Source organism: Nonomuraea jabiensis (assembly GCF_014204795.1).
Classification (GTDB): domain Bacteria; phylum Actinomycetota; class Actinomycetes; order Streptosporangiales; family Streptosporangiaceae; genus Nonomuraea; species Nonomuraea jabiensis.
The window spans coordinates 8396964-8420476 of record NZ_JACHMB010000001.1 but is presented as its reverse complement, the minus strand read 5'-3'; the positions used below and the strand labels follow the sequence as shown (position 1 = coordinate 8420476).

The 23513-nt window shown below is 72.0% G+C and carries 24 protein-coding genes and 1 riboswitch; of the genes, 5 read left to right on the top strand and 19 right to left on the bottom strand.

Features of this window, described 5'->3' with window-relative positions:
• Positions 1–10: 10 nt before the first annotated feature.
• Positions 11–409 (bottom strand): hypothetical protein, encoded by a 399-nt coding sequence (locus HD596_RS38365; protein WP_185074364.1) that lies wholly within the window; start codon positions 407–409, stop codon positions 11–13.
• Positions 410–523: 114 nt separating this feature from the next.
• Here HD596_RS38365 and HD596_RS38360 point away from each other — a divergent pair, with 114 nt between their 5' ends.
• Positions 524–1084, top strand: a complete 561-nt coding sequence (locus tag HD596_RS38360; protein ID WP_185074363.1) for a TetR/AcrR family transcriptional regulator C-terminal domain-containing protein — start codon at positions 524–526, stop codon at positions 1082–1084.
• 200 nt (positions 1085–1284) lie between these two features.
• A complete protein-coding gene (locus HD596_RS38355; protein ID WP_185074362.1) occupies positions 1285–1476 on the top strand; it encodes a DUF5999 family protein in 192 nt (63 codons plus the stop codon).
• Position 1477: 1 nt separating this feature from the next.
• On the opposite strand, the gene HD596_RS38350 is transcribed toward HD596_RS38355, so the two are convergent.
• A complete protein-coding gene (locus HD596_RS38350; protein ID WP_185074361.1) occupies positions 1478–2068 on the bottom strand; it encodes an alpha/beta hydrolase family protein in 591 nt (196 codons plus the stop codon).
• 82 nt (positions 2069–2150) lie between these two features.
• Between HD596_RS38350 and HD596_RS38345 the strand changes: the two genes are divergently transcribed.
• Positions 2151–2501, top strand: a complete 351-nt coding sequence (locus HD596_RS38345; protein ID WP_185074360.1) for a hypothetical protein — start codon at positions 2151–2153, stop codon at positions 2499–2501.
• A 199-nt stretch (positions 2502–2700) separates the two neighbouring features.
• Here HD596_RS38345 and HD596_RS38340 read toward each other — a convergent pair whose 3' ends face one another.
• From HD596_RS38340 to HD596_RS38285, 12 genes are all read right to left on the bottom strand, one after another.
• Positions 2701–3498 (bottom strand): tetratricopeptide repeat protein, encoded by a 798-nt coding sequence (locus HD596_RS38340; RefSeq protein ID WP_185074359.1) that lies wholly within the window; start codon positions 3496–3498, stop codon positions 2701–2703.
• Between the two features lie 284 nt (positions 3499–3782).
• Positions 3783–6608, bottom strand: a complete 2826-nt coding sequence (gcvP, locus tag HD596_RS38335; RefSeq protein ID WP_185074358.1) for an aminomethyl-transferring glycine dehydrogenase — start codon at positions 6606–6608, stop codon at positions 3783–3785.
• 168 nt (positions 6609–6776) lie between these two features.
• A riboswitch (glycine riboswitch) is annotated at positions 6777–6877 on the bottom strand.
• 118 nt (positions 6878–6995) lie between these two features.
• Positions 6996–7616 carry a MerR family transcriptional regulator gene (locus HD596_RS38330; RefSeq protein ID WP_185074357.1) on the bottom strand — a complete coding sequence of 207 codons (621 nt, stop codon included), beginning with the start codon at positions 7614–7616 and terminating at the stop codon, positions 6996–6998.
• Positions 7617–7764: 148 nt separating this feature from the next.
• Complete coding sequence (locus HD596_RS38325) at positions 7765–8235, bottom strand: bifunctional nuclease family protein (RefSeq protein WP_090771501.1); 471 nt, start codon at positions 8233–8235, stop codon at positions 7765–7767.
• Between the two features lie 132 nt (positions 8236–8367).
• Positions 8368–8994: a transcriptional regulator FtsR gene (ftsR, locus tag HD596_RS38320; protein WP_246555152.1), complete on the bottom strand. Its 627-nt coding sequence runs from the start codon at positions 8992–8994 to the stop codon at positions 8368–8370.
• 67 nt (positions 8995–9061) lie between these two features.
• Complete coding sequence (locus tag HD596_RS38315) at positions 9062–9574, bottom strand: double zinc ribbon and FHA domain-containing protein (protein WP_185074355.1); 513 nt, start codon at positions 9572–9574, stop codon at positions 9062–9064.
• Between the two features lie 270 nt (positions 9575–9844).
• Positions 9845–12349 (bottom strand): mannose-1-phosphate guanyltransferase, encoded by a 2505-nt coding sequence (locus tag HD596_RS38310; RefSeq protein WP_185074354.1) that lies wholly within the window; start codon positions 12347–12349, stop codon positions 9845–9847.
• 4 nt (positions 12350–12353) lie between these two features.
• Positions 12354–12935, bottom strand: a complete 582-nt coding sequence (gene clsA, locus HD596_RS38305) for a cardiolipin synthase ClsA (RefSeq protein ID WP_185074353.1) — start codon at positions 12933–12935, stop codon at positions 12354–12356.
• A 100-nt stretch (positions 12936–13035) separates the two neighbouring features.
• Positions 13036–13827 carry a GNAT family N-acetyltransferase gene (locus HD596_RS65115; RefSeq protein ID WP_185074352.1) on the bottom strand — a complete coding sequence of 264 codons (792 nt, stop codon included), beginning with the start codon at positions 13825–13827 and terminating at the stop codon, positions 13036–13038.
• Positions 13817–14413 carry a phosphoribosylanthranilate isomerase gene (locus HD596_RS38295; RefSeq protein WP_313045959.1) on the bottom strand — a complete coding sequence of 199 codons (597 nt, stop codon included), beginning with the start codon at positions 14411–14413 and terminating at the stop codon, positions 13817–13819. The genes HD596_RS65115 and HD596_RS38295 overlap by 11 nt, the downstream gene beginning before the upstream one ends.
• A 156-nt stretch (positions 14414–14569) precedes the next feature.
• Entirely contained in the window at positions 14570–15244 is a 675-nt protein-coding gene (locus HD596_RS38290; protein ID WP_185074351.1) for a response regulator, read from the bottom strand.
• A complete protein-coding gene (locus HD596_RS38285; RefSeq protein WP_246555143.1) occupies positions 15241–16833 on the bottom strand; it encodes a sensor histidine kinase in 1593 nt (530 codons plus the stop codon). Before HD596_RS38285 ends, HD596_RS38290 begins: the two co-directional genes overlap by 4 nt.
• A 127-nt stretch (positions 16834–16960) precedes the next feature.
• Between HD596_RS38285 and HD596_RS38280 the strand changes: the two genes are divergently transcribed.
• Positions 16961–17551: a class I SAM-dependent methyltransferase gene (locus tag HD596_RS38280; protein ID WP_185074350.1), complete on the top strand. Its 591-nt coding sequence runs from the start codon at positions 16961–16963 to the stop codon at positions 17549–17551.
• Positions 17552–17752: 201 nt separating this feature from the next.
• Here HD596_RS38280 and HD596_RS38275 read toward each other — a convergent pair whose 3' ends face one another.
• The 5 genes from HD596_RS38275 to HD596_RS38255 form a co-directional block, all read right to left on the bottom strand.
• Complete coding sequence (locus tag HD596_RS38275; RefSeq protein WP_185074349.1) at positions 17753–18535, bottom strand: enoyl-CoA hydratase/isomerase family protein; 783 nt, start codon at positions 18533–18535, stop codon at positions 17753–17755.
• On the bottom strand, positions 18529–19446 hold the full coding sequence (locus tag HD596_RS38270; protein WP_185074348.1) for an alpha/beta hydrolase: 918 nt from the start codon (positions 19444–19446) through the stop codon (positions 18529–18531). Before HD596_RS38270 ends, HD596_RS38275 begins: the two co-directional genes overlap by 7 nt.
• A gap of 9 nt (positions 19447–19455) precedes the next feature.
• Positions 19456–20142: a gamma-glutamyl-gamma-aminobutyrate hydrolase family protein gene (locus tag HD596_RS38265; RefSeq protein ID WP_185074347.1), complete on the bottom strand. Its 687-nt coding sequence runs from the start codon at positions 20140–20142 to the stop codon at positions 19456–19458.
• A 1012-nt stretch (positions 20143–21154) separates the two neighbouring features.
• Positions 21155–21454 (bottom strand): ubiquitin family protein, encoded by a 300-nt coding sequence (locus HD596_RS38260; RefSeq protein ID WP_185074346.1) that lies wholly within the window; start codon positions 21452–21454, stop codon positions 21155–21157.
• Between the two features lie 3 nt (positions 21455–21457).
• A complete protein-coding gene (locus tag HD596_RS38255) occupies positions 21458–22537 on the bottom strand; it encodes a WD40/YVTN/BNR-like repeat-containing protein (RefSeq protein ID WP_185074345.1) in 1080 nt (359 codons plus the stop codon).
• A 131-nt stretch (positions 22538–22668) separates the two neighbouring features.
• Between HD596_RS38255 and HD596_RS38250 the strand changes: the two genes are divergently transcribed.
• Positions 22669–23475, top strand: coding sequence for a helix-turn-helix domain-containing protein (locus HD596_RS38250; RefSeq protein WP_185074344.1), 807 nt, complete (start codon positions 22669–22671; stop codon positions 23473–23475).
• Positions 23476–23513: the final 38 nt, after the last annotated feature.

Here is a 23513-nt window from a genome sequence, read left to right as displayed (position 1 = left end):
AGGCAGGACGTCAGAGGGTCGCGGGCACCGGGCGCGGCACGCGCGGGATCCCCCACATCCGGTTCTCCTCGCGCAGCGTGCGCAGCCGGTCGACCTCGGCCGTCCACATCGACCCGGCGGGCGTCGCCTTGGCCTTGCGGCGCGCGATCCGGTCGTCGTAGGCCTTGACCCCGAACGTGGCCCGCTGCCCCGCCTCGGCGGCGCGCAGGGCGTCGGTCAGCGCGCGGTCGAAGGCCCGCCCGGCCGCCAACAGCTCGATCTCGTCCGCCGCCGCGGCGCGCAGCTCACGCAGCGTCTCCTCGGCCTGCCGGGCTTTGTCGAGCAACTCGGGGAAGCTCTTGGAGATCTCCTGGTCCGCGTGGTAGCGAACCTCGGCCTCCCGGCTCACCCTCGGACGAAAAAACGCCATCGACCCTGCCCTTTCACGCAGCCGGTACTCGTTCAACCGCCAAGGTTACGCCGTCGTACGACACAGCGGGAAATCGACCCGGCGCGACCGGCTTTACGAAGTAAGATGATCTCCATGCCCGCCAAGAGACCGCCCGTCCCGCTCTCCCGCGAGCGCATCATCGAGGCTGCCCTGCACATCGCCGACAGCCAGGGCCTGCGCCGGCTCACCATGCGTCGGCTGGGCGACGCCCTGGAGGTGGAGGCCATGGCCATCTACCATCACCTGCCCAGGGGCAAGGAGGCGCTGATGGACGCCCTGGCCGAGCACGTCACCGCGGTCCGCGTCGAGCAGGCGGCCACCTGGCAGGAGACGGCCAGGGCCTGGTGCCGGGCGGGGCGGGAGCTGCTGCGCGAGCATCCGGGCGTGCTGGCGCTGGCCCTGACCAAGCCCCCCAAGGGCGCCACGGCCCTGGCCATCAAGGAGCAGACCGAGCAGCTCGCCGACGGCGGGATGCCCGACGCGGCGGAGGCCGTGCGGGCGCTGAGGGCCTTCGTGTTCGGCAGCGTGGCCGTCGAGGTGCAGCAGTCGGGCTGGGCCGATCCCGAAGTTGACGAATGGGTCAGGAGGGACGAAAGAGCCGATATCGATTTCGAGCGCGGACTCGACGCTCTGCTCAAGGGATTGCAAACGTAGTGCGCGTGTCGCGCTTGGACCGTTATCCTGCATACGGCACGCTGTGTCGAAGGTCACACGAACGGGGATCCCTTCTGTAACAGTCCTGATGGACTATGTCCGGGAGTGTGACATCCGTCGCACACTTGCCAGAACAATTACCCGAGCCGGCTCCCGACCCTCCAAACGGGAGCATCCCACGAGATATCGGAGGCACGCCGATGTGCCCGCACGACCCGGCCTGTCCGGATGCCGAGGCGCCCGACCGCGAGAAGGCACGCACTCTCGCCTGCCACCCCGAACAGGGGTGGAGCCTGCTCTGCAACGGTGTCGTCCTGTTCGAGGACACCGGGGAGCTGCTTCCCAGCGGTGCCGCCATCGCACCACACCGCCCCGTGGTCGGCGCGGCGTGAACTAGGCGTAGTGGGCTATCCACTCCGCCACGACCTCGCCCACTCGGGCGGGGTCCTTCTTGAGGTCGTGTCCCTCCCCCGGCAGCACCACCAGGCGTGCCGCGTCAGCGGCGTCCGGCACGCCGAACGGATCCCGGTCCCCGTTGACCACCAGCACGTCCACTCCGGCGCCGCGTAGCTCGTCGGCCCTGGAGCGTTCCGGCTTCCCCGGCGGGTGCAGCGGAAAGGCCAGCGCCACCACGGCCGCCGCGCCGACCGCCCCGGCCGTACGGCAGGCGACCCGCGCCCCGTTGCTCCGCCCTCCCTGCACCAGCGGCAGCCCCGGCCAGAGCGTGCGCACCTCCTTGAGGACGATCTCCCACGCCTCGTCCTGTCTGACCGGCGACCCCGGCGCCCGCGCCCCCGCCGCCCTGAACGCCTGCGTCACCATGGCCACGACGGCCCCCGCTTTGAGCGCGGCGTCCCGTACGGCGAGCAGGTCGGGAGCGTCCACTCCCCCGGCCGAACCGTGGGTGAGCACCAGCAGCAGCCGCGGGTCCGCCACCTCGTCCACCTGGACGAGCGCGGGCCCTCGCGGGGTCATGACCTCCATGCCAGCACCGTACCTGGGGAGGATCGCGCCCTAGCTCTCAGGTTGGATGACGGCGTGGCGCGGGCGATGGATGATTGCTGTCATGCCAGATAAGCGCCCCATCCGGGATGATCTCCAGGCCACCCTGGACGCCCGCCGGGACCTCGGTCCCGAGTACGAAGCCGCGCTCGTCGAGTCGTTCGTGGAGCGGCTCGACGCCACGATCTCCGCCCGCGTACGGGCCGAGCTGGACCACCACGGCGCCGCGCCGCACCGGCAGAAGAGCCCTCCGGGCGCGGCGATGATCCCGATCGCGCTGGGTTCCATGGGGATCGGCATCCCGTTGACGGCCATCGCGGCCGGGAACGCGGGGCTGGTGGGGTTGACGATCACCTGGATCGCGATCGTGGTCATCAACGTGGCCTCGGCCGCGGCCATCATGCGCCGCAACTGACGCCGGGCGGATATGCACACGGCGGAGGCCTACGGGAGCGCCCCCGCCCCTTCCCCTGCCCGGCCGCCTCTCTCCCCGTCGGGGGCCGCCGAGGGCGCGTCAAGCGGACGCAGGTGGGCCAGGGCGTCATTCGCGCGTGCGTCAGGCGTCTCGCGCCCGCCGTCGCCCATTCGAGCAGGCGTCAGGCGCGTCGGGCGTGTCAGGCGTCGCGGTGGTAGCGGAGGCGGACCTCGGCGGCGAGGGTCTGGTCCTCGTGCTCCAGCCCGTACGACCACACCCGCCCCGCGTCGTCGGCGCGCCCCCGCAGCGGCAGGGTACGGGCCAGGAGCTCGATGGCCAGGGCGCTGGTCTGGGGATCGGCCCCGTACTCGACGCTCTCCGCGAACTCCGCGCAGGCCAGCTCCAGGTGCGCGATCCCGAGCTGGACCCGCAGCCCCGGCACCTCCTCGGCCGGGGCCTCCTCCAGCGCGTCCAGGAGCACGTCCGCCGCCGCCCCCGGCTCCCCGTGCTCCAGCAGCAGATCGGCCAGCTCCTGTGCCGCCCGCGCGCCGACGCCCGGGTCGCCGCTCTCCATGGCGGCCCGCAGTTCCTGCTCGACCTCGTCCAGGTTGCCGGCGGCCGTCGCCAGCCGGGCCAGCGCGAGGTGGGCCAGCGGCACGTACGCGGCCGTGCCGACCCCCAGGACGGCCTGCCAGGCGGCCCTGGCCTGCTCGGCGCGGCCCTCCCGTTCGAACCCCTGCGCCAGGTGGCAGGCGGCCTGGGCGGCGTACTCGGGGTGCCCGGTGGCCAGCGCGGTCCTGGCGGCGGCCCTGGCGGCCTCCACGTCGCCGCGCTCCTCCAGCACCACGGCGAGCCCCACCGCGGCCTGGGCCCGGTCCGGACCGTGGGGGTCGGCGACCAGCTCGGCGAGTATGGCGGCGGCGCCATCGAGATCACCGCGTTCGGCCAGGCGGCGGGCGGCGTCGAGGGGCGGGGTCTCCAGCTCTGAGGACGTCAAGAGAGCTCCTTCTGGCGACGGTCGCACCGAGCCTAACCATTTCTGGCGATCATGTCTGCTCAGTTGACGCGGAAGGACTGACCGGCTTCGGACGCCTGCGCCCGCGATCCGCACGCCCTTCCGCTCCCCCACGCCATCGGGAGCGCGCGATCGGTGCGGGCGGGCGCGGTGATGGAGCCGCGCCCGCCAGGCTCCTAGTCCTCGTACGCGAAGCGACGAGGACCCCCGCCGCCAGGCTTCTAGTCCTCGTGCGCGAAGCGACGAGGACCCCCGCCGCCAGGCTCCTAGTCCTCGTACGCCTCCAGCGGCGGGCAGGAGCACACCAGGTTCCGGTCCCCGTAGGCCTGGTCGATCCGGCGCACCGGCACCCAGTACTTCCCGTCCCGCAGCGACGACAGCGGATAGGCGGCCTCGCTCCGCGTGTACGGGTGGGCCCACTCGTCGGCACTGACCGACTCGGCCGTGTGGGGCGCGTTCCGCAGCGGGTTGTCCGCCGGGTCGTAGGCCCCCGACGCCACCTTGTCGATCTCGCCGCGGATGGCGATCATCGCCTCCACGAACCGGTCGAGCTCCCCGAGGTCCTCGCTCTCGGTCGGCTCGATCATCAGCGTCCCCGCCACGGGGAACGACATGGTCGGCGCGTGGAAGCCGTAGTCGATGAGCCGCTTGGCCACGTCGTCCACGGTGACCCCGGTCTCCTTGGTGATCTGCCGCAGGTCGACGATGCACTCGTGGGCCACCAGCCCGCCGCGCCCCGTGTAGAGCACGGGGTAGTAGGGGGCGAGGCGCCTGGCCAGGTAGTTGGCCGACAGGATGGCCTGCTCGGTGGCCGCCGTGAGCCCCTCGGAGCCCATCATCCGGATGTAGGCCCACGAGATCGGCAGGATCCCGGCCGAGCCGTACGGGGCCGCCGAGACGGGACCCACCGGCGTGCCGTCGTGCAGCGGGTGGCCGGGCAGGAAGGCCGCCAGGTGGCCGCGGACCGCGACGGGTCCGACGCCCGGGCCGCCGCCGCCGTGCGGGATGCAGAACGTCTTGTGCAGGTTGAGGTGGGACACGTCGGCCCCGAACTCGCCCGGCTTGGCCAGCCCGACCAGCGCGTTGAGGTTGGCCCCGTCCACGTAGACCTGGCCGCCGGCCTCATGCACCTTGGCGCACACCTCGGTGATCGTCTCCTCGTACACGCCGTGCGTCGAGGGGTACGTCACCATGATCGCGGCCAGCCGGTCACGGTGCTTGTCGATCTTGGCGTCGAGGTCGGCCAGGTCCACGTTGCCGTCGGAGTCGCAGGCCACGACCACGACCCGCATGCCCGCCATGACCGCGCTGGCGGCGTTGGTGCCGTGGGCGGAGGACGGGATGAGGCAGACGTCGCGCTCGCCGTGGCCGCCCGCGCGGTGGTAGGCGCGGATGGCCAGCAGCCCGGCGAACTCGCCCTGCGAGCCGGCGTTCGGCTGGATGGAGACGCGGTCGTAGCCGGTGACCTCGGCCAGCCAGCCCTCCAGCGTGCCGATCAGCTCGCGGTAGCCCTCGGCCTGGTCGTCCGGCGCGTACGGGTGGATCGCGGCGAACTCGGGCCAGGTGATCGGCTCCATCTCGGTGGTCGCGTTCAGCTTCATGGTGCAGGAGCCGAGCGGGATCATGGAGCGGTCGAGCGCGATGTCCTTGTCCTGCAGCTTGCGCAGGTAGCGCAGCATGGCGGTCTCGGAGCGGTGGCTGTGGAAGACCGGGTGGGTCAGGTAGGCGGACTCGCGCGCCAGCGAGGCGGGCAGCGCGTCGCTCTCGAGGGTCACGTCCGTGCGGTCCACCCCGAAGGCGGCCCACACCTTGGCGACCTCGGCGGCGCCGGTCTTCTCGTCGCAGGAGATCGACACGTGGTCGTCGTCGACCCGCCAGAGGTTCACGCCCTGCTCGACGGCGGCGGCGACCACCTCGGCGGCCCGGCCGGGCACGCGTACGAGCACGGTGTCGAAGAACTCGCGGTGCACGACCTCCAGGCCCGCCTGGCGCAGCCCGTCGGCCAGGGCCACGGCGTGCCGGTGCACCCGGTGGCCGATCCGGCGCAGCCCCTCGGGGCCGTGGTAGACGGCGTACATGCTGGCGATGACGGCGAGCAGCACCTGCGCGGTGCAGATGTTGCTGGTGGCCTTCTCGCGGCGGATGTGCTGCTCGCGGGTCTGCAGGGCCAGCCGGTACGCGGGGTCGCCGTCGGCGTCCACCGACACGCCCACCAGGCGGCCGGGGAGCTGGCGCTGCAGGCCCTCGCGTACGGACATGTAGGCCGCGTGCGGCCCGCCGAACCCGAACGGCACCCCGAACCGCTGCGAGGACCCGATCGCGATGTCGGCGCCCAGCTCGCCGGGCGCGGCCACGAGGGTGAGGGCCAGCAGGTCGGCGGCGGCCACCACGAGCGCGCCCGCCTCGTGCGCGGCGGCGGCCACGGCGCGGAAGTCGCGCAGCCGGCCGGACGCGCCCGGGTACTGGACGAGCACGCCGAAGCACTCGGGCAGCTCGCCGTCGAGGGGGTGCTCCACCAGCGTGATGCCCAGGGGCTCGGCCCTGGTGGCGAGCACGGCCTTGGTCTGCGGCAGCGCGTCGGCGTCCACCACGAACACGCTGCTCTTGGACTTGCCCGAGCGGCGGGCCAGCGTCATCGCCTCGGCGGCGGCCGTGGCCTCGTCGAGGAGGGAGGCGCCCGCGACGGGCAGGCCCGTCAGGTCGGAGACGACGGTCTGGAAGTTCAGCAGCGCCTCGAGGCGGCCCTGCGAGATCTCCGGCTGGTACGGGGTGTAGGCGGTGTACCAGCCCGGGTTCTCCAGCAGGTTGCGCCGGATGACGGCGGGCGTGATCGTGTCGTGGTAGCCCAGGCCGATCATGGAGGTGAGCACGCGGTTGCGCCCGGCCAGGGCGCGCAGCTCGGCGATGGCCTCGGCCTCGCCGACGGCGGCGGGCAGCTGGAGCCGGTCCTTGGCCCTGATGGCCTCCGGGACGGCCACGGCCACCAGATCCGCCACGGATTCGAAGCCCACGGCCTCGAGCATGCGCTGCTGCTCGGCAGCGGATGGGCCGATGTGCCTGGACGAGAACGGCGGAGCTGACAGGTCGGTCATGGACAGTGCCTCCCGAGGCTATGGAGACCGGCGCCGTGGCGCGGGCGAGTGCCGGATCTCCCCCTCTGTCAGCGCGGCGACACCGCGACCTGAGAGCTTCACCCCGGGACTGGGGCTTGCACCGTCGGTGAGGCGCGCCTGGCGGGTGCGCCTGCTTTCCAGAGTTGCCTCACCCGAGCGGTACAGGGTGCCTGAGAGATTCCGGGGAGGGTTGCTCCTTCGGCGCCCTGAGACCACGGCGGTCTCAAGGACTCTCCCGCACGGGGTCGTCAGCCTTGCTGTCCTAGATTACAACCCTCCGCGTTACGCATGAATTTCCCCGGTGATGCGTTATGTGCGGATTGCCCGGTGGGCCGCGTCCGGCGGCCCACGGCAGGAGGGGGTGTGCTAGCTGAGGCGCCGCGCACGGCGGCGGCGGGCGAGCTCGTCAGCGGGGTGGTCGGCCGGGACGGTGTCCTCGACCGCCGCTCGTTCCCCCGGCAGCTCCGCGAGGGAACCCTCGACCTCTCGCCAGACCCGGCCGAGCGCGATGCCGAACACGCCCTGACCGCCCTGGAGCAGGTCTATCACCTCGTCGGCCGAGGTGCACTCGTAGACGCTGACGCCGTCGCTCATGAGCGTGATCTGCGCGAGGTCGGCGACCCCGCGGTCACGCAGATGCTGCACGGCCGTACGAATCTGCTGCAGCGACACCCCGGTGTCGAGGAGCCGCTTGACGACCTTGAGCACCAGGATGTCGCGGAAGCTGTAGAGCCGCTGCGAGCCCGAGCCCTGCGCGGCTCTTATCGTGGGCTCCACGAGGCCCGTGCGCGCCCAGTAGTCGAGCTGCCTGTAGGTGATGCCGGCCGCCGCGCAGGCCGTGGGCCCGCGGTATCCGATGTCCGCCGGCAGCGACGCCGGCTGTTCGTCGAAGAGCAGGCCCTGCTCCCCGGCACGCTGCCGCGCGCTCTCGCGCCGAACCGGATCTTCCTGGCCGGCCGTCTTTCCCTCGCCGCTGCTGACCGCCACGCGGACCTCCGGCTTTCTCTCATCCCGTGGCCTGATCTGGGGGTTCGTAAAAGGGCGACCACGGGTTTCACTTGCACCGTAGGACCGTGACCATGCTCAGTCAACGATCCGGCTCGGCGCGTCGTGAAGCGTAAATGCACCGAAATACCTACCCCGCCCTGCCGAAGTCTTCGGGAGTGATCGTGTCAAGGAACTCCCTGAACTTCTCCACCTCGTCTTCCTGGTCGTCCGGGATGATCACCCCGGCCTCCTGGACGACCTCCTCGCTGGCGAAGATGCGTGCTCCGGTGCGCAGGGCGAGCGCGATCGAGTCGGACGGCCGCGCGCTCACCTCCACGCCGTTGGAGAACACCAGGTCGGCGAAGAAGATGCCGTCGCGCAGGGCGACGATGTTGACCGCTCGCAGGCCGACGCCCAGAGCGCTCAGCACGTCTCGGAAGAGGTCGTGGGTGAGCGGCCGCGGCGGTGGCTCCTCCGCCTGGGCCAGGGCGATGGCGGTCGCCTCGGTCATGCCAATCCATATAGGAAGGAACCGCTCCCCGTGTGCCTCCTTGAGCAAGACGATCGGCTGATTTGTGGGCATTTCAACTCGAACGCCCACGACCTCCATCTGCAACACGGGCTGCTCCGTATTCCTGACCGGTCACCCGGCACAGCTATTTGCGGGTCGCTACTGCTGACTGGCTACTGCAATTCAACGTAACACCCGGCGGGCATGGAATGCGCCTCCGCCTCCCAGCTCGCCAGGGTCTCAGCGCCCCAGTACGGACCGGATCCCCGACCGCACAAGGGATGCGTGCAGGTCGAGCAGGAGTGTGGAAAGCTCCCTGGCGACCTCGTCGGCCTCCCCGATGGCGCCGGGGGCCCGCCGTTTGAGTATGGGGGCGACGGTCTGCTCGACGAGCCCGCACTCGCGCTCGGCCGCGGCCTTGACCGCCCGCAGGTGGCGGGCGCGCAGGCCGAAGCGGGCCAGCGCGCCGACGCTGCGGGCCACGTTGAGGGCCTCCTCGTCGTAGCGCCTGGCCACCGGGGCGAGCAGGCCGTAGTCCTCCAGCTCGGTGAGCGTCTCGTCGTCGATCTCCGCCGCCTCGAGCAGCTCGGCCCGGCTGAGCCGGACCTCCTTGTTCTCCTGTACGGCGCGCGGGCGGCCGAAGCTCTCGGCCATCCTGTCCTTGATCACCCGCAGCGGCAGGTAATGGTCGCGCTGCTCGCGCAGGATGAAGCGCAGCTGCTCCACGTGCAGGTGAGTGAACTTACGGTAGCCGGACGGGCTGCGCTCGGGCTCGATCAGCCCCTCACCCTCCAGGAAACGGATCTTGGAGATCGTCACATCGGGGAACTCGCCCTGAAGGAGCGCGAGCACCTCCCCGATGCTCATGTGAGAGCGTGCCGCCTGGGAGGTCATGTGACCTCCCAGGCGTCCACGAGTCGCTCGCTCGGCCCGATCATGCGCCGGCGTGGGTCCGCATCAGGAAGACGAGGCGGAACTTGCCGATCTGCACCTCGTCTCCGGAGTGCAGGGGAACCTCCTCGATGCGCTCCCTGTTGACGTAGGTGCCATTGAGGCTGCCCACGTCGCGCACGGAGAACTGGCCGCCGGGATGGCGGTAGAACTCGACGTGGCGGCGGGAGACCGTGATGTCGTCGAGGAAGATGTCACTCTCCGGATGGCGCCCGGTCGTGGTGAGGTTCTTGTCCAGCCGGAAACGGCTCCCCTGGTTGGGGCCCCTGGTCACCGTGAGCAGCGCTGTGCCGGGCGGCAGCTGCTCGACCAGGGCCCGCTCCGCCAGGAGCATGTCGCCTGCCTCAGCCTCGTATGCCTCGATTCCCGCGATGGAGATCGTCGACGTGGTGTCCCCGGAGACCTCGGGTCTGGTCAGCGGTGACCCACAGCGGGAACAGAAACGGGCATCCTCGGGGTTGGCGTGCCCGCACTGCGTGCAGTAGACGCTCGGCATCGATCGGCTCGGCCTCCTACCGCGAAGACGCGGCGACGGTGCTCAAAGACGCGCCTCGCTTCGCTTTTTCAAGTTTGCGAATGCCGCAACATACGCTGATCAGCGGCAAAGGTCAAGGCGGGGCACTGGACTGCGGTTTGGACGCAGACAAAGTTACCGCCGCTTCCGCCCCGTGGTCCATGCCGCCGCGCGTTTCTACATTACGATCTTGCCGCACTGTCTGGGCGCGTCAACCGCAATGGCTTTTTCGTCACTCTCCGTGACCATTGTTCACATGGCGGCCTGCTCCACGATGCGGGCCCACCGTTCCAGCAGGGCCTGGGCGCCGTCCATGTCGCCCGCCTCGGCCCACAGATCGGTCACGGGCTCGGTGGCGGCGGGCAGCACGAGCACCCAGCTCCCGTCGTCGTGGGCCACCCGCACGCCGTCGGTGGTGTCGATGCGCCGGCCCTCGTGCTCGGCCTCCGCCGCCTCGATGACCGAGCGCATGACCGCCCCCTTGGCCGCCCACGGCGTGGGGATCGTGCGCTTGAGCATCTTGGCCTCGGGGATCCTGGCGTCGATCTGGCTGAGCGACAGGCGGGTGCGGGCCACCAGCCCGAGCAGGCGCATGAACGAGGCCAGCCCGTCGATGGCCGGGCTGAACTCCGGCACCACGAAGCCGCCGCGCCCGTCCGCCGCGAAGATCATGTCGGGGCCGGCGGCGGCCGAGGTGAGGGCGTCGAGCGCGGTGGAGGTCCACTGCACCTGTACGCCGTGGAAGCGGCAGACCTGCTCGGCGACCCTGGTCGTGGTGACCGGCAGGGCCACCTGGCCGCCCCTGCGCTCGGCGGCGACGAGGTCGAGCACGACGAGCAGGGAGCGTTCGTCGTTGATGAGCTGGCCCATCTCGTCCACGAGGGCGATGCGCTCGCCGACCGGGTCGAACCGGACCCCGAACGCCGCCCGCGACGAGCTGACCAGCTCCGACAGGCGCTGCAGGTCGCGGCGGCGCTCGGCGAGCGTCTCGGTGGGCGAGACGTCGTCGAGGCGGGCGTTGACGGTGAGCACCTCGACCCCGACGCGGCCGAGCAGCGTGGGCAGCACCAGCGAGGAGGTGCCCCCCGCGCAGTCCACGACGACCTTCATGTCCCTGACGTCGCCCACGTCCACGTGGCGCAGGAGCTCGTGGGTGTAGTCCTCGACGGCCCTGGCCGGATAGGTGAGCTCGGCGATCTCCCCGGGGAACGCGCGCCGGAACTCCTGCCGGGAGAAGACCCGCTCCAGCTTGCGCTGGGCGGCCGGGGGCAGGTCGGCGCCGCGGCCGTCCATGATCACGATGTCCACGCTCTGCGGGTCGCCCGGGGTGGTGCGCAGCGTGATGCCGCCCGCGGCCGACTCGCGGGCGGTGTGGAAGCGGGTGACCGGCAGCGGGGCGGCCTCCAGGTCCAGGACGTTGATCGCGCCCGCGGTGAGCGCGCCGATGACGGCCCGCTTGAGCGCCCTGGCGGCCAGGGAGCAGTCGCGGGAGGTGACGACGTACTCGCCCTTCTTGAGGGTGGTGGCGTACGCGCTGGCCAGCCGGACGCACAGCTCGGCGGTGATCTCGACGTTGACCAGGCCGCTGACGCCTCTCGGGCCGAACAGGTTGCGCTGGCCGCGCGACTCCCAGATGACGCTCGTGTTGACGACCGCGCCGGCCTCGATGGTCTTGAACGGGTAGACCTTGACGCCGCTGGTGACGTACGCCTCGGGTTCGATGACGCACTCGTCGCCGATGACGACGTTCTCCTCGATGCGGGCGCCGGCCATGATGTCGGTGCTCTTGCCGACGACGCAGCCGCGCAGGTGGGCGCCGGGGCCGAGGTAGACGTTGTCGTGGACGACCGCGCGGTGCAGGAAGGCGCCCTCGCGGACGACGGCGTTGTTGCCCAGCACGGTGTACTCGCGCAGCTCCGCGCCCGCCTCGACCTTGGCGTAGTCGCCGATGAGCAGCGGGCCCTTGAGCACGGCGTCGGGGTCGACCGAGGCCGAGTCGGCGACCCAGACGCCCGGCGAGAGCTCGAACCCCCCGATCTCCAGGTTGACCCGGCCGGACAGGGCGTCGGCCTGGGCCTTGAAGTAGCTGTCGTGGGTGCCGACGTCCTCCCAGTAGCCGTCGGCCACGTAGCCGTAGATGGCGGCGCCGCGGTCGAGGAGGGCGGGGAAGACGTCGGAGGACCAGTCGACGGGCTCCCCGGCGGCGACGGCGTCGAGGACCTCGGGCTCCATGATGTAGATGCCGGTGTTGACGGTGTCGGAGAAGACCTGGCCCCAGGTGGGCTTCTCGAGGAAGCGCTGTACGCGTCCCTCGTCGTCCACGATGATGATCCCGAATTCGAGGGGGTTCGGCACGCGCTTGAGACCGATTGTCACAAGTGCCGAATTTTCACGGTGAAACCGGATCATGTCGGTTAAATCGATATCTGTCAGGGCGTCGCCGGAGATCACCAGGAAACGGTCGTCGCGGAGCCGGTCCTCGGCGTTCTTGACGCTGCCCGCCGTGCCGAGAGGCACGTCCTCGGTGGCGTACTGGAGGCTCATGCCCAGCTCGTCGCCGTCGCCGAAGTAGTTGCGCACGAGCGCCGCCAGGAACTGGAGCGTGACCACCGTCTCGGTGATGCCGTGGCGCTTCAGCAGGCGCAGCACGTGCTCCATGATCGGGCGGTTGGCCACGGGTAGCAGGGGCTTGGGCTGGTTGGCGGTCATGGGACGCAGCCGAGTTCCCTCTCCGCCTGCCATGACGACCGCCTTCACCCGATCACTCCTTTTTGGCCGAGGTTACGAGTTGCAGCACCTGTACCACATACAACACGCCTGCCCACCAGTACAGACCCGTTCCCCAAAGCGCGAATGCCCACCCGACAATTCGTGCTATATCGGCATACCACCCCGTGTGGGAGGCAAGGAAGAGGAGAGGGAAGGCGTACATGAGGTTGAACATGGCAGCCTTGCCCAGGTAATGCACCTGAAGTGCCTTGTAGCCATGTTTGCGAAGTACGGGGATGAAACAGGCGACGAAGAGTTCCCGTCCCAGGATGACCACGACCAGCCACCATGGGATCACGTCGCGTAGCAGCAGGCCGACGATGGTGGCGAAGACGTAGAGCTTGTCGGCGGCGGGGTCGATGATCCGGCCGAGCCGGCTGGTCTGGTTGAAGGCGCGGGCGATCTTTCCGTCGAGCCAGTCGGTGAAACCGGCCACCGCGAGGATCGCGATGGCCCATCCATCTTCCTTGGGCCCGAGGACCAGCCAGAGGAAGACGGGGACGCCGAGGAGTCGCAGGAAGCTCAGCAGGTTGGGAACCGTCCAGATCCGGTCCTCGGCGGAAGTTTCGCTCACGAGCAGACCCTACTGCGTGGAACTCTGACACAGCGGCCCCGCATCGGGCGCTCACATTTCCGCCCTTCCCGCCCACCCCGGACGGCTCACGGGCGGTGGGTCAGGTGCGGAGGAAGGCGTGGGTGCGGCCCAGCTCCTCGAAGCCGAGCTCGGCGTAGAAGTCCTTCGGCCAGTCGGCCGCGTCGGCCACCAGGAAGATCAGCTCGGCCTCCGCCGCCCGGGCGAGCAGCGCGGTCATGAGGGCGCGCGCGTGCCCCTTGCCCCGGTGGTCCGCGCCGGTGAAGACGCTCTCGATCTGCGCGACGCCGCCGTGCTCGTACAGGTCGGCCCGGGCGGCGATCTCCCCGTCCGGGGCGCGTACGCCCCAGAAGCTCACCGCGTCGGCGCCCCGCAGCCGGGCCTCCACGCGCCGGGCGAGCCCGTCGATCACCTCGTCCGGCGCCTGCGGCAGCGTGTGGCGCCAGTCGCGCCGCAGCACCGGCAGCAGCTCGGCCGGCGAGAGCCGCTCGGCCGCCGCGGAGGCGGGCGGGGTCGTGCCGCGGAAGGCCATGACCAGGTTCGTCTCGTGCTCATAGCCGGCGGCGAGGAACGCGGGCGCGAGCACCGTACCGAGCCGGTCGTCGTCCACGCACACCAGCCGGTGCCCCCGCTCGGCGAGCACCTCGTCGGCCGCCCGCAGCAGCCGCTCCGCCGCCTGCCGGGCCTCCCGCGGCGTCCGCGGGACCGGCCCGGGGCCGGCGATGAGCTTGTTGTCGTCGTGGGAGCCGGGATAGCGCTCGTCGAGCACCGCGAACCCGCCCGGCACGGTCACCTCCCGGGGCGTCCTGCGGCGGGCGAAGGCGTGCTGGAAGCCCACCGCGCGAGCCAGGTCGGCGGAGGGCTCAGCCGGCACGCCGTACCGTCTCGAGGAACGCCCGGATGAGCGCCGGGTCCTTCACCCCGGGCGCGGTCTCCACGCCGCTGGAGACGTCGACGCCCCATGGGGCGGCCGCCGCGATCGCCTCCGCCACGTTCGCGGGGGTGAGCCCGCCGGCCAGCAGCCACTGGCCCGACGCGCGGCCGCGGACGGCGGCCCAGTCCCACGCCTGCCCGGAGCCGGCGTGCGGCGCGTCCACGAGGAGCAGGTCCTCGTCGTAGGCCCCGCAGCGCAGGTCGGCCTCCGCGTCGACGGCCCTGATCAGCCGGAGGCCGAGGTCCTTGAGCGCGGTGAAGTCGCCGTGCGGGTGCCTGCCGTGCAGCTGGATGGCCCGCACGCCGGACGCCAGCGCCGCCGCCCGCACCGTGTCGGGGTCCTCGCCGCGGAACACCCCCACGGTCAGCACGTGGTCGGGCACCAGCGCGGCCAGCTCGGCGGCCCGCTCGGGCGCGATCCTGCGCGGGCTGCGGGTCATGACGAACCCGATCGCGTCCGCGCCCGCCTCCACGGCGGTGGTCACATGCTCGGGCTCGCTCAACCCGCAGATCTTCACATACACCACACCCCCGACCCTAGCGGCGGCGGGGGCCGGCGGTGACCAGGCAGGGCCGGTCCGCCCGGAGGATGAGCGGCCGTCCCCCGTCCGGCGGACGAGTGAGGCGGGGTCAGGGGGCGGGGTCAGGGGGCGGGGTCAGGGGCGCGGGGTCAGGGGGCGGGGTCAGGGGCGCGGCAGGCGTACCGGGCGGAAGGAGGCGTCCACGAGGCCGGTGCGGTGGGCCACGACGGCGGCCTGGATGCGGTTACGCAGGCCCAGCTTCTCCATGGCCGCCGCGATGTGGGTCTTGACCGTCGTCACGCCCACGTGCAGTTCCTCCGCGATCTCCGCGTTGGACAGCCCGGTGCCGACCAGGGCGAGCACCTCCAGCTCGCGTTCGGTCAACCCGGCGGGCGGGGGCGCGGCGGCCTGCTCCTCGGCGTCCAGGAACCGCTCCACGACCCGCCGCAGCACCGACGGCGCCAGGAGCTGCTCCCCGGCCGCCGCCCGGCGTACGGCGTCGACCATGCGCTCCGGTTCGTCGTCCTTGACCAGGAATCCGACCGCGCCGGCCCGCAGCGCCGCGTACACGTTGGCGTCGTCCGCGAACGTCGTCAGCACCACGATCCGGGCGCCCGGCCGGCCCGCGAGCACGCGTTTGATCGCCTCCAGCCCGTCGACCCTGGGCATGCGCAGGTCCATGAGGATCACGTCGGGCAGGTGGCGCTCGGCCAGGCGGACCGCCTCGGCCCCGTCCACGGCCTCCCCCACGACCTCCATGTCGCCGGTGGCCTGCAGCAGCATCCGCACGCCCGCCCGTACCAGCGCCTGGTCGTCGGCCACCAGCACGCGGATCATGCGACGCTCCTGGCCGGGAGGCTGGCGGCCAGGAGCCAGCCGCCCTCGCCGTCGGGCCCGGCGGAGAGGGTGCCGCCGAGGGTGCGGACGCGTTCGCGCATGCCGGCCAGGCCGCGCCCGGACGAGGGCAGGCGCTCGACCACGGTGGGCGGGCGGCCGTTGCGGATCCGTACGGACAGCCCCTCCGCCGAGGGGGTGACGCTGACCCGGACCCGGGTGCCGGGGCCGGCGTGTTTGAGCACGTTCGTGAGTCCTTCCTGGACGATGCGGGCGGCGGAGGCCCGGGCGATGAGGGGCGCCCGGTCGGTGGCGGGGTCGAGTTCGAGGTCGACGACGAGCCCGGCGGCGGCCATGCGTTCGGCGGACTCGCGGACCACGTCGGCGGGGTTGGCCAGCAGGTCGGGCTGGCGTTCGGGGTCGCGCAGCAGGTCGAGCAGGTCACGCAGGTCCTGCAGCACCTGGTGTCCCGTCTCGCGGATGTCGCTGAGCGCGTCGGCGACGGGGCCGTCGGGGGCGGTGTAGCGGGCGGCGCTGGCCCGCAGGACCATGGCGCCCACGTGGTGGGCCACGATGTCGTGCACGTCGCGGGCGATGCGCTCGCGTTCGGCGAGCTGGTCGGCGCGTACCTGGGCGACGGCCGCGCGGGCCGCCTCCTCGGCGCGCAGCCGCTCGGCGGCGGCCGCGGCCTGCCGCATGCCGAGGTAGCGGCCGATGGCGATGGGCGTGGCCACCAGCGTCATGAGGATCCCGACGCGGAACGGCGTGGTCTGGGTCTGCTCGCCGACGACGGCGATCGCGGTCAGCATGCAGCCGGCGGCGTAGGCGACGATCGTCCACGCCCAGGAGGTCACCCGCATCGCGAACACGCCGATCGCGATGAGCGTGAGGATCACGCAGGTGTTGACGACCTGGTTGAGATAGGTGTCGGCGGAGACGAGCAGCGCGCCCTGCAGCAGGAACACCACCCCGGGCAGCCGCCGGGCGATGCCCAGCGACAGGCCGCCGACCACGGCGAGCAGGCCGACCACCCAGACGGGCTGGGTGCCCGCGTGCCAGGAGGTCCAGGTGCTGAGCACGGTGATCGCCACCCCGCCGGCCGCCAGCAGCGCGTCGGGTGTGACGTCCCGCTCCTCCAGCGGCCCCGCCGAGCCGCGCAGGTACGCCCCGAGCACGGCCGGGAAGACCGCCAGGAAGATCGAGTACACCCAGGTGTTCATGACGACCGGGATGCCGGGGTCGACGATGTTCAGCGCGGTCGCGCCCATCGCGGCGGCCACGGCGAGCAGAGTGCCCCGCCAGCCGGAGCGGTATCCCACGACTCCGAGCGCCACGCAGACCAGGATCTGCGCCGTGTTGGACGTGAACGACTCGAGCTGGTCGGTCACCACCAGCAGCCCGGCCAGGTAGAGCGCGACGGGCACCGGCCGGCGCCGGACGAGCCCCATGGGCAGGCCCACCAGCAGCGCCATCGGGAGGTTCATCTCGGCGGGCAGGTATCTGGTGTCGCCCGCGTGCGCCGTCGTCAACAGGTCCAGGCCCACACCTGAGACCGCGAGCAGGACATCCAGCGGCACACCACGCCAACGCATGGACACACGGTATCCATGGAGCTTGCCGGCGGGGTCCTCCTCGCGGAGGACCCCGCCTCCTCCAAGTGGCCGGAGATCCGCCCGGAGGACGGAGCGTCCACCCGCGATCTTGCCTTAGGTTCGGGGCATGCCCAACGACACCGCACTTTTTCTCGGCCAGTTTCTCCGGGCGCCGGCCACGATCGGGGCGGTCGCGCCCAGTTCGCGGCGGCTGGCCTCGGCTGTCTGCGCCCCGATCCCCGAGCGCGGCGAACCGACCGTGGTCGAGCTCGGCCCGGGCACGGGCCCGTTCACGGAGGAGATCCAGCAGCGGCTGGGAGGCCGCGGCCACCACCTGGCCGTGGAGGTCAACGAGCCCATGGCGCGGCTCCTGAAGGCCCGGTTCCCGGCCGTGGACGTGGTGAACGCCGATGCGGCGCGGCTGGGCGAGCTGCTGGCCGAGCGCGGGTTGCAGCAGGCGGACGTGGTGGTGAGCGGGTTGCCGTGGGCGGCGTTCCCGCAGGAGTTGCAGCATGCGCTGCTGAGTGCGGTGACGTCGGTGATGAGCCCCGGTGCGGCGTTCACGACGTTCTCCTACATTCATGCCATCCCGCTGAGCTCGGCGCGCCGGTTCCGGGCGCTGCTGGCCGAGCGGTTCGAGGAGGTCGTGGCGGGGCGTACGGTGTGGCGCAACACTCCGCCGGCCTTCGTCTTCAACGCCCGCCGGCCCCGCCCGTAAAAGGGCCCATAAAGGGGCCCGTAAGTTCCTGGCAAAGATTCGGCGGAGGCGGCCGTGGTGCGCGCAAGCCGGGGTGAGTCTCTGCCTCGTCCCCGGAGCAACGTTCTCGGCCTCGGTGAACAAGCCCTCGGCATCCGCGCGGCTACCAGGCCGCCCCGTCCAGGTCCCGCTACCCGGGCTCGGGGGAAGCACACCCCCGGATCAGCCGAACGACGGCGGCCGCTTCTCCCGCACCGCGCGCACGCCCTCGACCACGTCGGGGCCGGTGAAGCCGAGGAACTCCATGGCCAGTGACGCGTCGAACGACGGCCCGGCCAGGCGCAGCCAGTTGTTGAGCGAGTATTTGGTCAGCCTGATCGCCTCCTGAGCGCCCGAGGCGAGCCTGACCGCGATCTCCATGGCCCTGTCATGCACCTGGTCGTCGTCCACGCACAGGCTGACCAGCCCCATCCGCTCGGCCTGCTCGCCCGTGACGGGCTCGCACAGCAGCAGGTGGTATTTCGCCTTGGCCAGGCCGCACAGCAGCGGCCACACGATGGCCGCGTGATCGCCGGCCGCGACGCCGAGCCTGGTGTGCCCGTCGATGATCCGCGCCGTGCGGCCCGCGACGGAGATGTCGGCCAGCAGGGCCACGGCGAGCCCCGCGCCGACCGCCGGCCCCTGGATGGCCGAGACGATCGGCTTGGAGCAGTTGAGCACGTTGTAGACGATGTCGCGGGCCTCGGCGAACACGCGCAGCCTGGTCGCGTGGTCGCGGGTCATGTCCTCGATCATGGACAGGTCGCCGCCCGCGGAGAACGCCCCGCCCTCTCCCCTGACGACGACGGCCCTGACGCTGTCGTCCCGGTCGGCGTCGCGCCAGATCTCGCCCAGCTCGCGGTGGGCGGTCGCGTCCACGGCGTTGAGCCGGCCCGGCTCGCTGATCGTGACCCGCAGGACGCCGTCGGCCGGGGTGTCGAGCTTGAGCTTGTCGTACGTCACCATGATCCCCGCAGCCGCTCCGCGACGTACTCGCGGGCCTCGACGGCCTGGTCGAACAGGCCGGGCAGGCCGAAGAAGCCGTGCACGACGCCGTCCCACCTGCGGCTGTCCGCGGGCACGCCCGACTCCGCCAGGCGCCGGGCGTAGTGCTCGCCCTCGTCCCTCAGCACGTCGTACTCGGCCGTCACCACGGTCGCGGGCGCCAGGCCTGCCACGTCGGGCAGCCGCAGCGGCGACAGCCGCGGGTCGGCGGGATCGGCGTCACCGGCGTACTGCCGGGCGTACCACGCCAGCTCGGTGGCCTCGAGCCCGTAGCCCTTGGCGTATTCGCTGTGGCTGGGCAGGTCCATGGCCAGGTCGAGCACCGGGCAGACGAGCGCCTGGTGGGTGAGGCCCAGCCCGGCTTCACGGGCCTGCCAGGCGGCGACCGCGGCCAGGTTGCCGCCCGCGCCCTCGCCGACGACCGCGACGCCGCCGTTGCCCTGGTAGAAGGCCGGCCGGGCGAACAGGTCGAGCACGACCGTCCACGCGTCGTCGGCGGCGGCCGGGAACGGGTGCTCGGGGGCGAGCCGGTAGTCCACGGACACCACCACCGCACCGGTGCGGATCGCCAGGTCGCGGCAGAGCCGGTCGCTCCGTTTGACGCCGCCGTAGACCCAGCCGCCGCCATGGAAGAAGACCACGACGGGCAGCGCGCCGTCGCCGGGGTCGGCGCGGTAGATCCTGATGGGCACGCCCTCGGCCTGCTCGTCACGGACGAAGGGAAGCTTGGTGAGCGGGCCGCGGTGGATCGCCACCCGGTCGGGCTGCGCGCGCGTCTCCTGGATCTCTTCCGGGCCGAACGCGTCGAAGTCGGTGCCCGCGTCCGGCACGTAGCGGGCGAGATAGTCCCGCGCCTGAGGATGCAGCGGCATGATCGCAGCCTATCGGGCCGCCTCGATGAACGCATCGAAGATCCGCGCATCTCCGTCACGCTCCGGATGCCACTGAACACCCACGCCGAACCTGTGCCCCTGCAACTCGATCCCCTCGACGATCTGGTCCTCGGCCCAGGCGACGGCCAGCAGGCCGGTGCCGAGGCGGCGTACGGACTGGTGGTGGGGGGCGCTGACCTCGACCCGATCGCCCACGGCCTTGCCGAGCTTGCTGGAGACGCTGACCTGGATCGTGTGGGTCGCGCCCGGCTCGCCGTGGCGGTCGCTGTCGAGCACCTCGGGCAGCCAGGGGATCAGCGTGCCGCCCTGGGCGACGTTGAGCACGTGCATGCCCCTGGCGATGGCCAGGATCGGCAGGTCGGCGCGGACGGCGGCCCTGGCCAGCGCCAACTCGAACCGGTCGCGGTGCTGCTGCGGCTCGGCCACCCGCTCGTCGGGCTCGCCCCCGTAGTTGCCCGCGCCGACCTCCACGCCGCCGGCCAGGACGATGCCCCGCAGGCCGCTGATGTAGTCCTCGATGGCGGGGGTGCCGATCGGCGGGAGCACCACGGGGGCGCCCCCTGCCCGCCCGACCGCCCTGGCGTAGGTGGGGGGCGACAGTACGGCCTCGCGTACGTAGTCGCTCCAGCGGGCGGCTTCGAAGTAGGCGGTGATGCCGATCAGCGGTCGGGACATGCGATCTCCAGGGGGCAAGGTGGAGTCCGTGCCGCCATCAGCCTGTCAAGATGACGGCCGCACGCCCCCATCATGGCGCAAGGTCTTTCCGATATGTCAGGTCTCCCAAAGATCTACCACTTCTGTCCCCACCCCGCCGCCCCACCCCTCCGCCCCACCCCTCCACCCACGACGGGGGGATGCACGAAGCGGAGATGCACGGCCCAGCGCAATGGTGGGGCGGCGGGGCGGCACGACGAAGCGGCGGGACGGCACGCGACGGGGCGAAGCGGCGGCACGGCGGGGCGGCAGCTCGGGCGTGAGGCGGCGGGACGGCACGGACCGGCGGCGCAGCATGGCGGCGCAGCACGGGACGGCACGGCGGGGCGGCAGCGCGGGGCGAGGCGGGGGACGCGGTGCGACGGCACGGCACGGCGGCGTGGGCGCGGGGCGTGGGGCGCGGGGCGGCGAGACGGCGGGGCTGCCGGGCGGCGCGGGGCGGCGGGCACGGCGGTGCGGGGTGTGAGGCGGCGCGGCCCGGCAGCGCGGAGCGGGGCGGCAGCGCGGGTGTGAGGCGGCGGGACGGCGGCGCAGCACGGCATCGCGACGGGACGGCACGACGGGACAGCACGGCGACACGGCACGGCGGCGCGGCGGGACGGCACGGCGTGTCACAACAAGATCCGAGCACCTGGGGGTGCGCCGGCCGGCGGCCGCGCTCGAGCGCCCTCCTCGCTTCCAGCCGCCCCGCCCCGGCGCTCTGGCGGCGCTCCCTCGAAGGCGGTGCGGCGGTGGAGCGCTGAGTTGCGGAGCGGCGGGCCACGGCTGGAGTGCAGTGACGGCGCACCTGAGTGGGGCCCCGGGCAGGGACGGCGCACCTGGGCGGGGCCGGTGTACCTAGGTGTAGGCAGGGCGGGTGCGGGCCAGGGCGGGTGCGGGCCAGGGCGGGTGTGGGCCAGAGCGGGTGTGGGCCAGAGCGGGTGTGGGGTGATGAGGGGGGTGGGGCCGGCGTACCGGGGTGAGCCCGGGTGGGTCAGGTGAGGGTGGGGGTGACGTAGATTTCGGCGCCCGGGGGGAGGGCGCAGTCGAGGTAGCCGAGCCCCTGGGCGTCCTCGCCGCACACGATCATGTTGATGTGCCGGCGGATCCGCCCGTATTCGTCGCGCAGCCGCTCCTCCAGCAGCGGATGCGTACGCCGGAGCATGTCGAGGGCCGCCCCCAGGGTGGGCGGTGAGTCGCGGTCGGCGGCCACGGCGAAGACCTTGACCTCCGAGCGCCCGCTCACCCATCGCCGCAGCATGCCCGGCAGCACGAAGACCACCATGGTGACCATCGGCTAGAGCACCGCCGCGCGCACGGTGAGCACGTCGGGCAGGTGGCGGACGACCGGTGACCAGGTCTCGCCGCCGTCGCGCGAGCCGTGGACCTCGCCGTCGCGCGTGCCGAAGAACACCCCCGCCTCCGAGGCCGTCATCGCGTCACGCAGCACGGCCGCGTGCACGGGGCCCTCGGGCAGGCCCGAGCCGAACGGCTGCCACGTGCCGCCCGCGTCGTCGCTGCGGAAGACGCGGTAGCGGTGGCCGACCGGGGTGCGGTCGATGTCGGCCGTCAGGGGCAGCACGAAGACCGTGTCGGGCCGTGACGGGTGGACCGCGATCGGGAAGCCGAAGTCGGACGGCAGGCCGGCGCCGATGTCGTGCCAGGCCCCGCCGAAGTCGTCGCTGCGGTAGACGCCGAAGTGGTGCTGGAGGTAGAGCCGCTCGGGCCGGGAGGGGTGCATGGCGACCTTGTGCACGCACTGCCCGAACTCCGGATATTGCGCCCCCTCGGGCAGGAACGCGGCCCGGATGTTGCGGTTGGCGGCCTCCCACGACAGCCCGCCGTCGAAGGAGCGGTAGAAGCCGCCGGTGGAGATCGCGACGCCCATGATCTGCGGGTCGGTAGGGTGCGGGACGATGGTGTGCAGGCACAGGCCGCCGCCGCCCGGCTGCCACTGCGGCCGGTGCGGGTGCTCCCACAGGCCCTCGACCAGCCGGTAGGTGACGCCGCCGTCCTCCGAGCGGAACAGCGCGCCCGGCTCGACCCCGGCCCACACCACGCCCGGCTCGGACGGCGAGGGCGCGAGCTGCCACACCCTGGTCAGGGTCGCCTCGGTCTTCTCCGGGAAGGCGATGGGCGGCTGCTCCGCCTCCTTCCAGGTCTTCCCGAGGTCGTCCGAATACATGACGGACGGACCGAAATGACCGTATTCGATCCCGGCCAGGAGCCGGGGCGAGGGGCCTCGCGTGTCGATCGCCACCGAGTGGACCCCGACCGTCGAGAACTGGATCGGCTCGACGTCGAACGGACCGCCGCCGGTGGAACGGGCGAGGAAGAGGCCCTTGCGGGTGCCGATCGCGAGCAGTGTGTCACTCATGGCGTGCTCCCTTGTTGGTCTGCGGCCATCGTGCCACGCAGGACCGACAGTCTCGGGGAGTTTCCGTCCGCGAAGCCGCATTACCCGGCAGGTAATCGTGACGCTTCCCTCCAGCGGCTACTGTGCCGGGCATGGGAGCAGTAGCCGTCAATGAAGAGACATTTGGTGAGTTGTTGCGTTCGTGGCGGCAGCGGCGGCGGGTGAGCCAGCTGGACCTGGCCATCGAGGCCGACGTTTCGGCCCGCCACATCAGTTTCCTGGAGACCGGGCGCGCCCGGCCGAGCCGCGAGATGGTGATGAAGCTGGCCGAGGAGCTGGACGTGCCGCTGCGGCAGCGCAACAGGCTGCTGATGTCCGCCGGGTTCGCTCCGGTTTATCCGGAGCGCGAGGTCCGTGCCCCGGAGATGGAGGTCGTACGGCAGGCGCTGGACAAGATCCTGGCCGGGCACGAGCCGTACCCGGCGGTCGTGGTGGACGCGGCCTGGAACCTGGTGGCGGCCAACTCGGCGGCCGCGATGTTCATGGACGGGGTGCCCGCTGAGCTGCTGAAGGAGCCGATCAACGTGATGCGGCTCTCGCTGCACCCCGACGCGATGGGCGGCCGGCTGCTGAACCTGGCCGAGGTCCGGGCGCACCTGCTCTACCAGCTGCGCAGGCAGGCCGAGGGGTCGGGCGACGCGCGGCTGGCCGCGCTCCACGACGAGCTGGCCTCGTACGAGTATCCGGGGGTGGATCTGAACGTGGCGCACGTGCCGGGCCCCGCCGACATCCTGGTGCCGCTGCGGATCGCGGCCGGTGACCGGGTGCTGTCGATGTTCACGACGATCGCGACGTTCGGGACGCCGGTGGACGTGACGGTCTCCGAGCTGGCCATCGAGACGTTCTGGCCGAACGACGAGGAGACCGCGGCCGCGTTCCACCAGGGCATGGGAGGTTAGCGGGCCGGCCGCCTCCGCACCGGCGGGGCAGCGGGCGG

Excerpts from the sequence above, each read along its gene's own strand:
- HD596_RS38365 (WP_185074364.1), bottom strand. The coding sequence starts at position 409 with ATGGCGTTTTTTCGTCCGAGGGTGAGCCGGGAGGCCGAGGTTCGCTAC.
- HD596_RS38360 (WP_185074363.1), top strand. The coding sequence starts at position 524 with ATGCCCGCCAAGAGACCGCCCGTCCCGCTCTCCCGCGAGCGCATCATC.
- HD596_RS38355 (WP_185074362.1), top strand. The coding sequence starts at position 1,285 with ATGTGCCCGCACGACCCGGCCTGTCCGGATGCCGAGGCGCCCGACCGC.
- HD596_RS38350 (WP_185074361.1), bottom strand. The coding sequence starts at position 2,068 with ATGGAGGTCATGACCCCGCGAGGGCCCGCGCTCGTCCAGGTGGACGAG.
- HD596_RS38345 (WP_185074360.1), top strand. The coding sequence starts at position 2,151 with ATGCCAGATAAGCGCCCCATCCGGGATGATCTCCAGGCCACCCTGGAC.
- gcvP (WP_185074358.1), bottom strand. The coding sequence starts at position 6,608 with ATGACCGACCTGTCAGCTCCGCCGTTCTCGTCCAGGCACATCGGCCCA.
- ftsR (WP_246555152.1), bottom strand. The coding sequence starts at position 8,994 with ATGAGCATCGGGGAGGTGCTCGCGCTCCTTCAGGGCGAGTTCCCCGAT.
- HD596_RS38315 (WP_185074355.1), bottom strand. The coding sequence starts at position 9,574 with ATGCCGAGCGTCTACTGCACGCAGTGCGGGCACGCCAACCCCGAGGAT.
- HD596_RS38290 (WP_185074351.1), bottom strand. The coding sequence starts at position 15,244 with ATGATCCGCGTGCTGGTGGCCGACGACCAGGCGCTGGTACGGGCGGGC.
- HD596_RS38285 (WP_246555143.1), bottom strand. The coding sequence starts at position 16,833 with ATGCGTTGGCGTGGTGTGCCGCTGGATGTCCTGCTCGCGGTCTCAGGT.
- HD596_RS38280 (WP_185074350.1), top strand. The coding sequence starts at position 16,961 with ATGCCCAACGACACCGCACTTTTTCTCGGCCAGTTTCTCCGGGCGCCG.
- HD596_RS38275 (WP_185074349.1), bottom strand. The coding sequence starts at position 18,535 with ATGGTGACGTACGACAAGCTCAAGCTCGACACCCCGGCCGACGGCGTC.
- HD596_RS38270 (WP_185074348.1), bottom strand. The coding sequence starts at position 19,446 with ATGCCGCTGCATCCTCAGGCGCGGGACTATCTCGCCCGCTACGTGCCG.
- HD596_RS38265 (WP_185074347.1), bottom strand. The coding sequence starts at position 20,142 with ATGTCCCGACCGCTGATCGGCATCACCGCCTACTTCGAAGCCGCCCGC.
- HD596_RS38260 (WP_185074346.1), bottom strand. The coding sequence starts at position 21,454 with ATGGTCACCATGGTGGTCTTCGTGCTGCCGGGCATGCTGCGGCGATGG.
- HD596_RS38255 (WP_185074345.1), bottom strand. The coding sequence starts at position 22,537 with ATGAGTGACACACTGCTCGCGATCGGCACCCGCAAGGGCCTCTTCCTC.
- HD596_RS38250 (WP_185074344.1), top strand. The coding sequence starts at position 22,669 with ATGGGAGCAGTAGCCGTCAATGAAGAGACATTTGGTGAGTTGTTGCGT.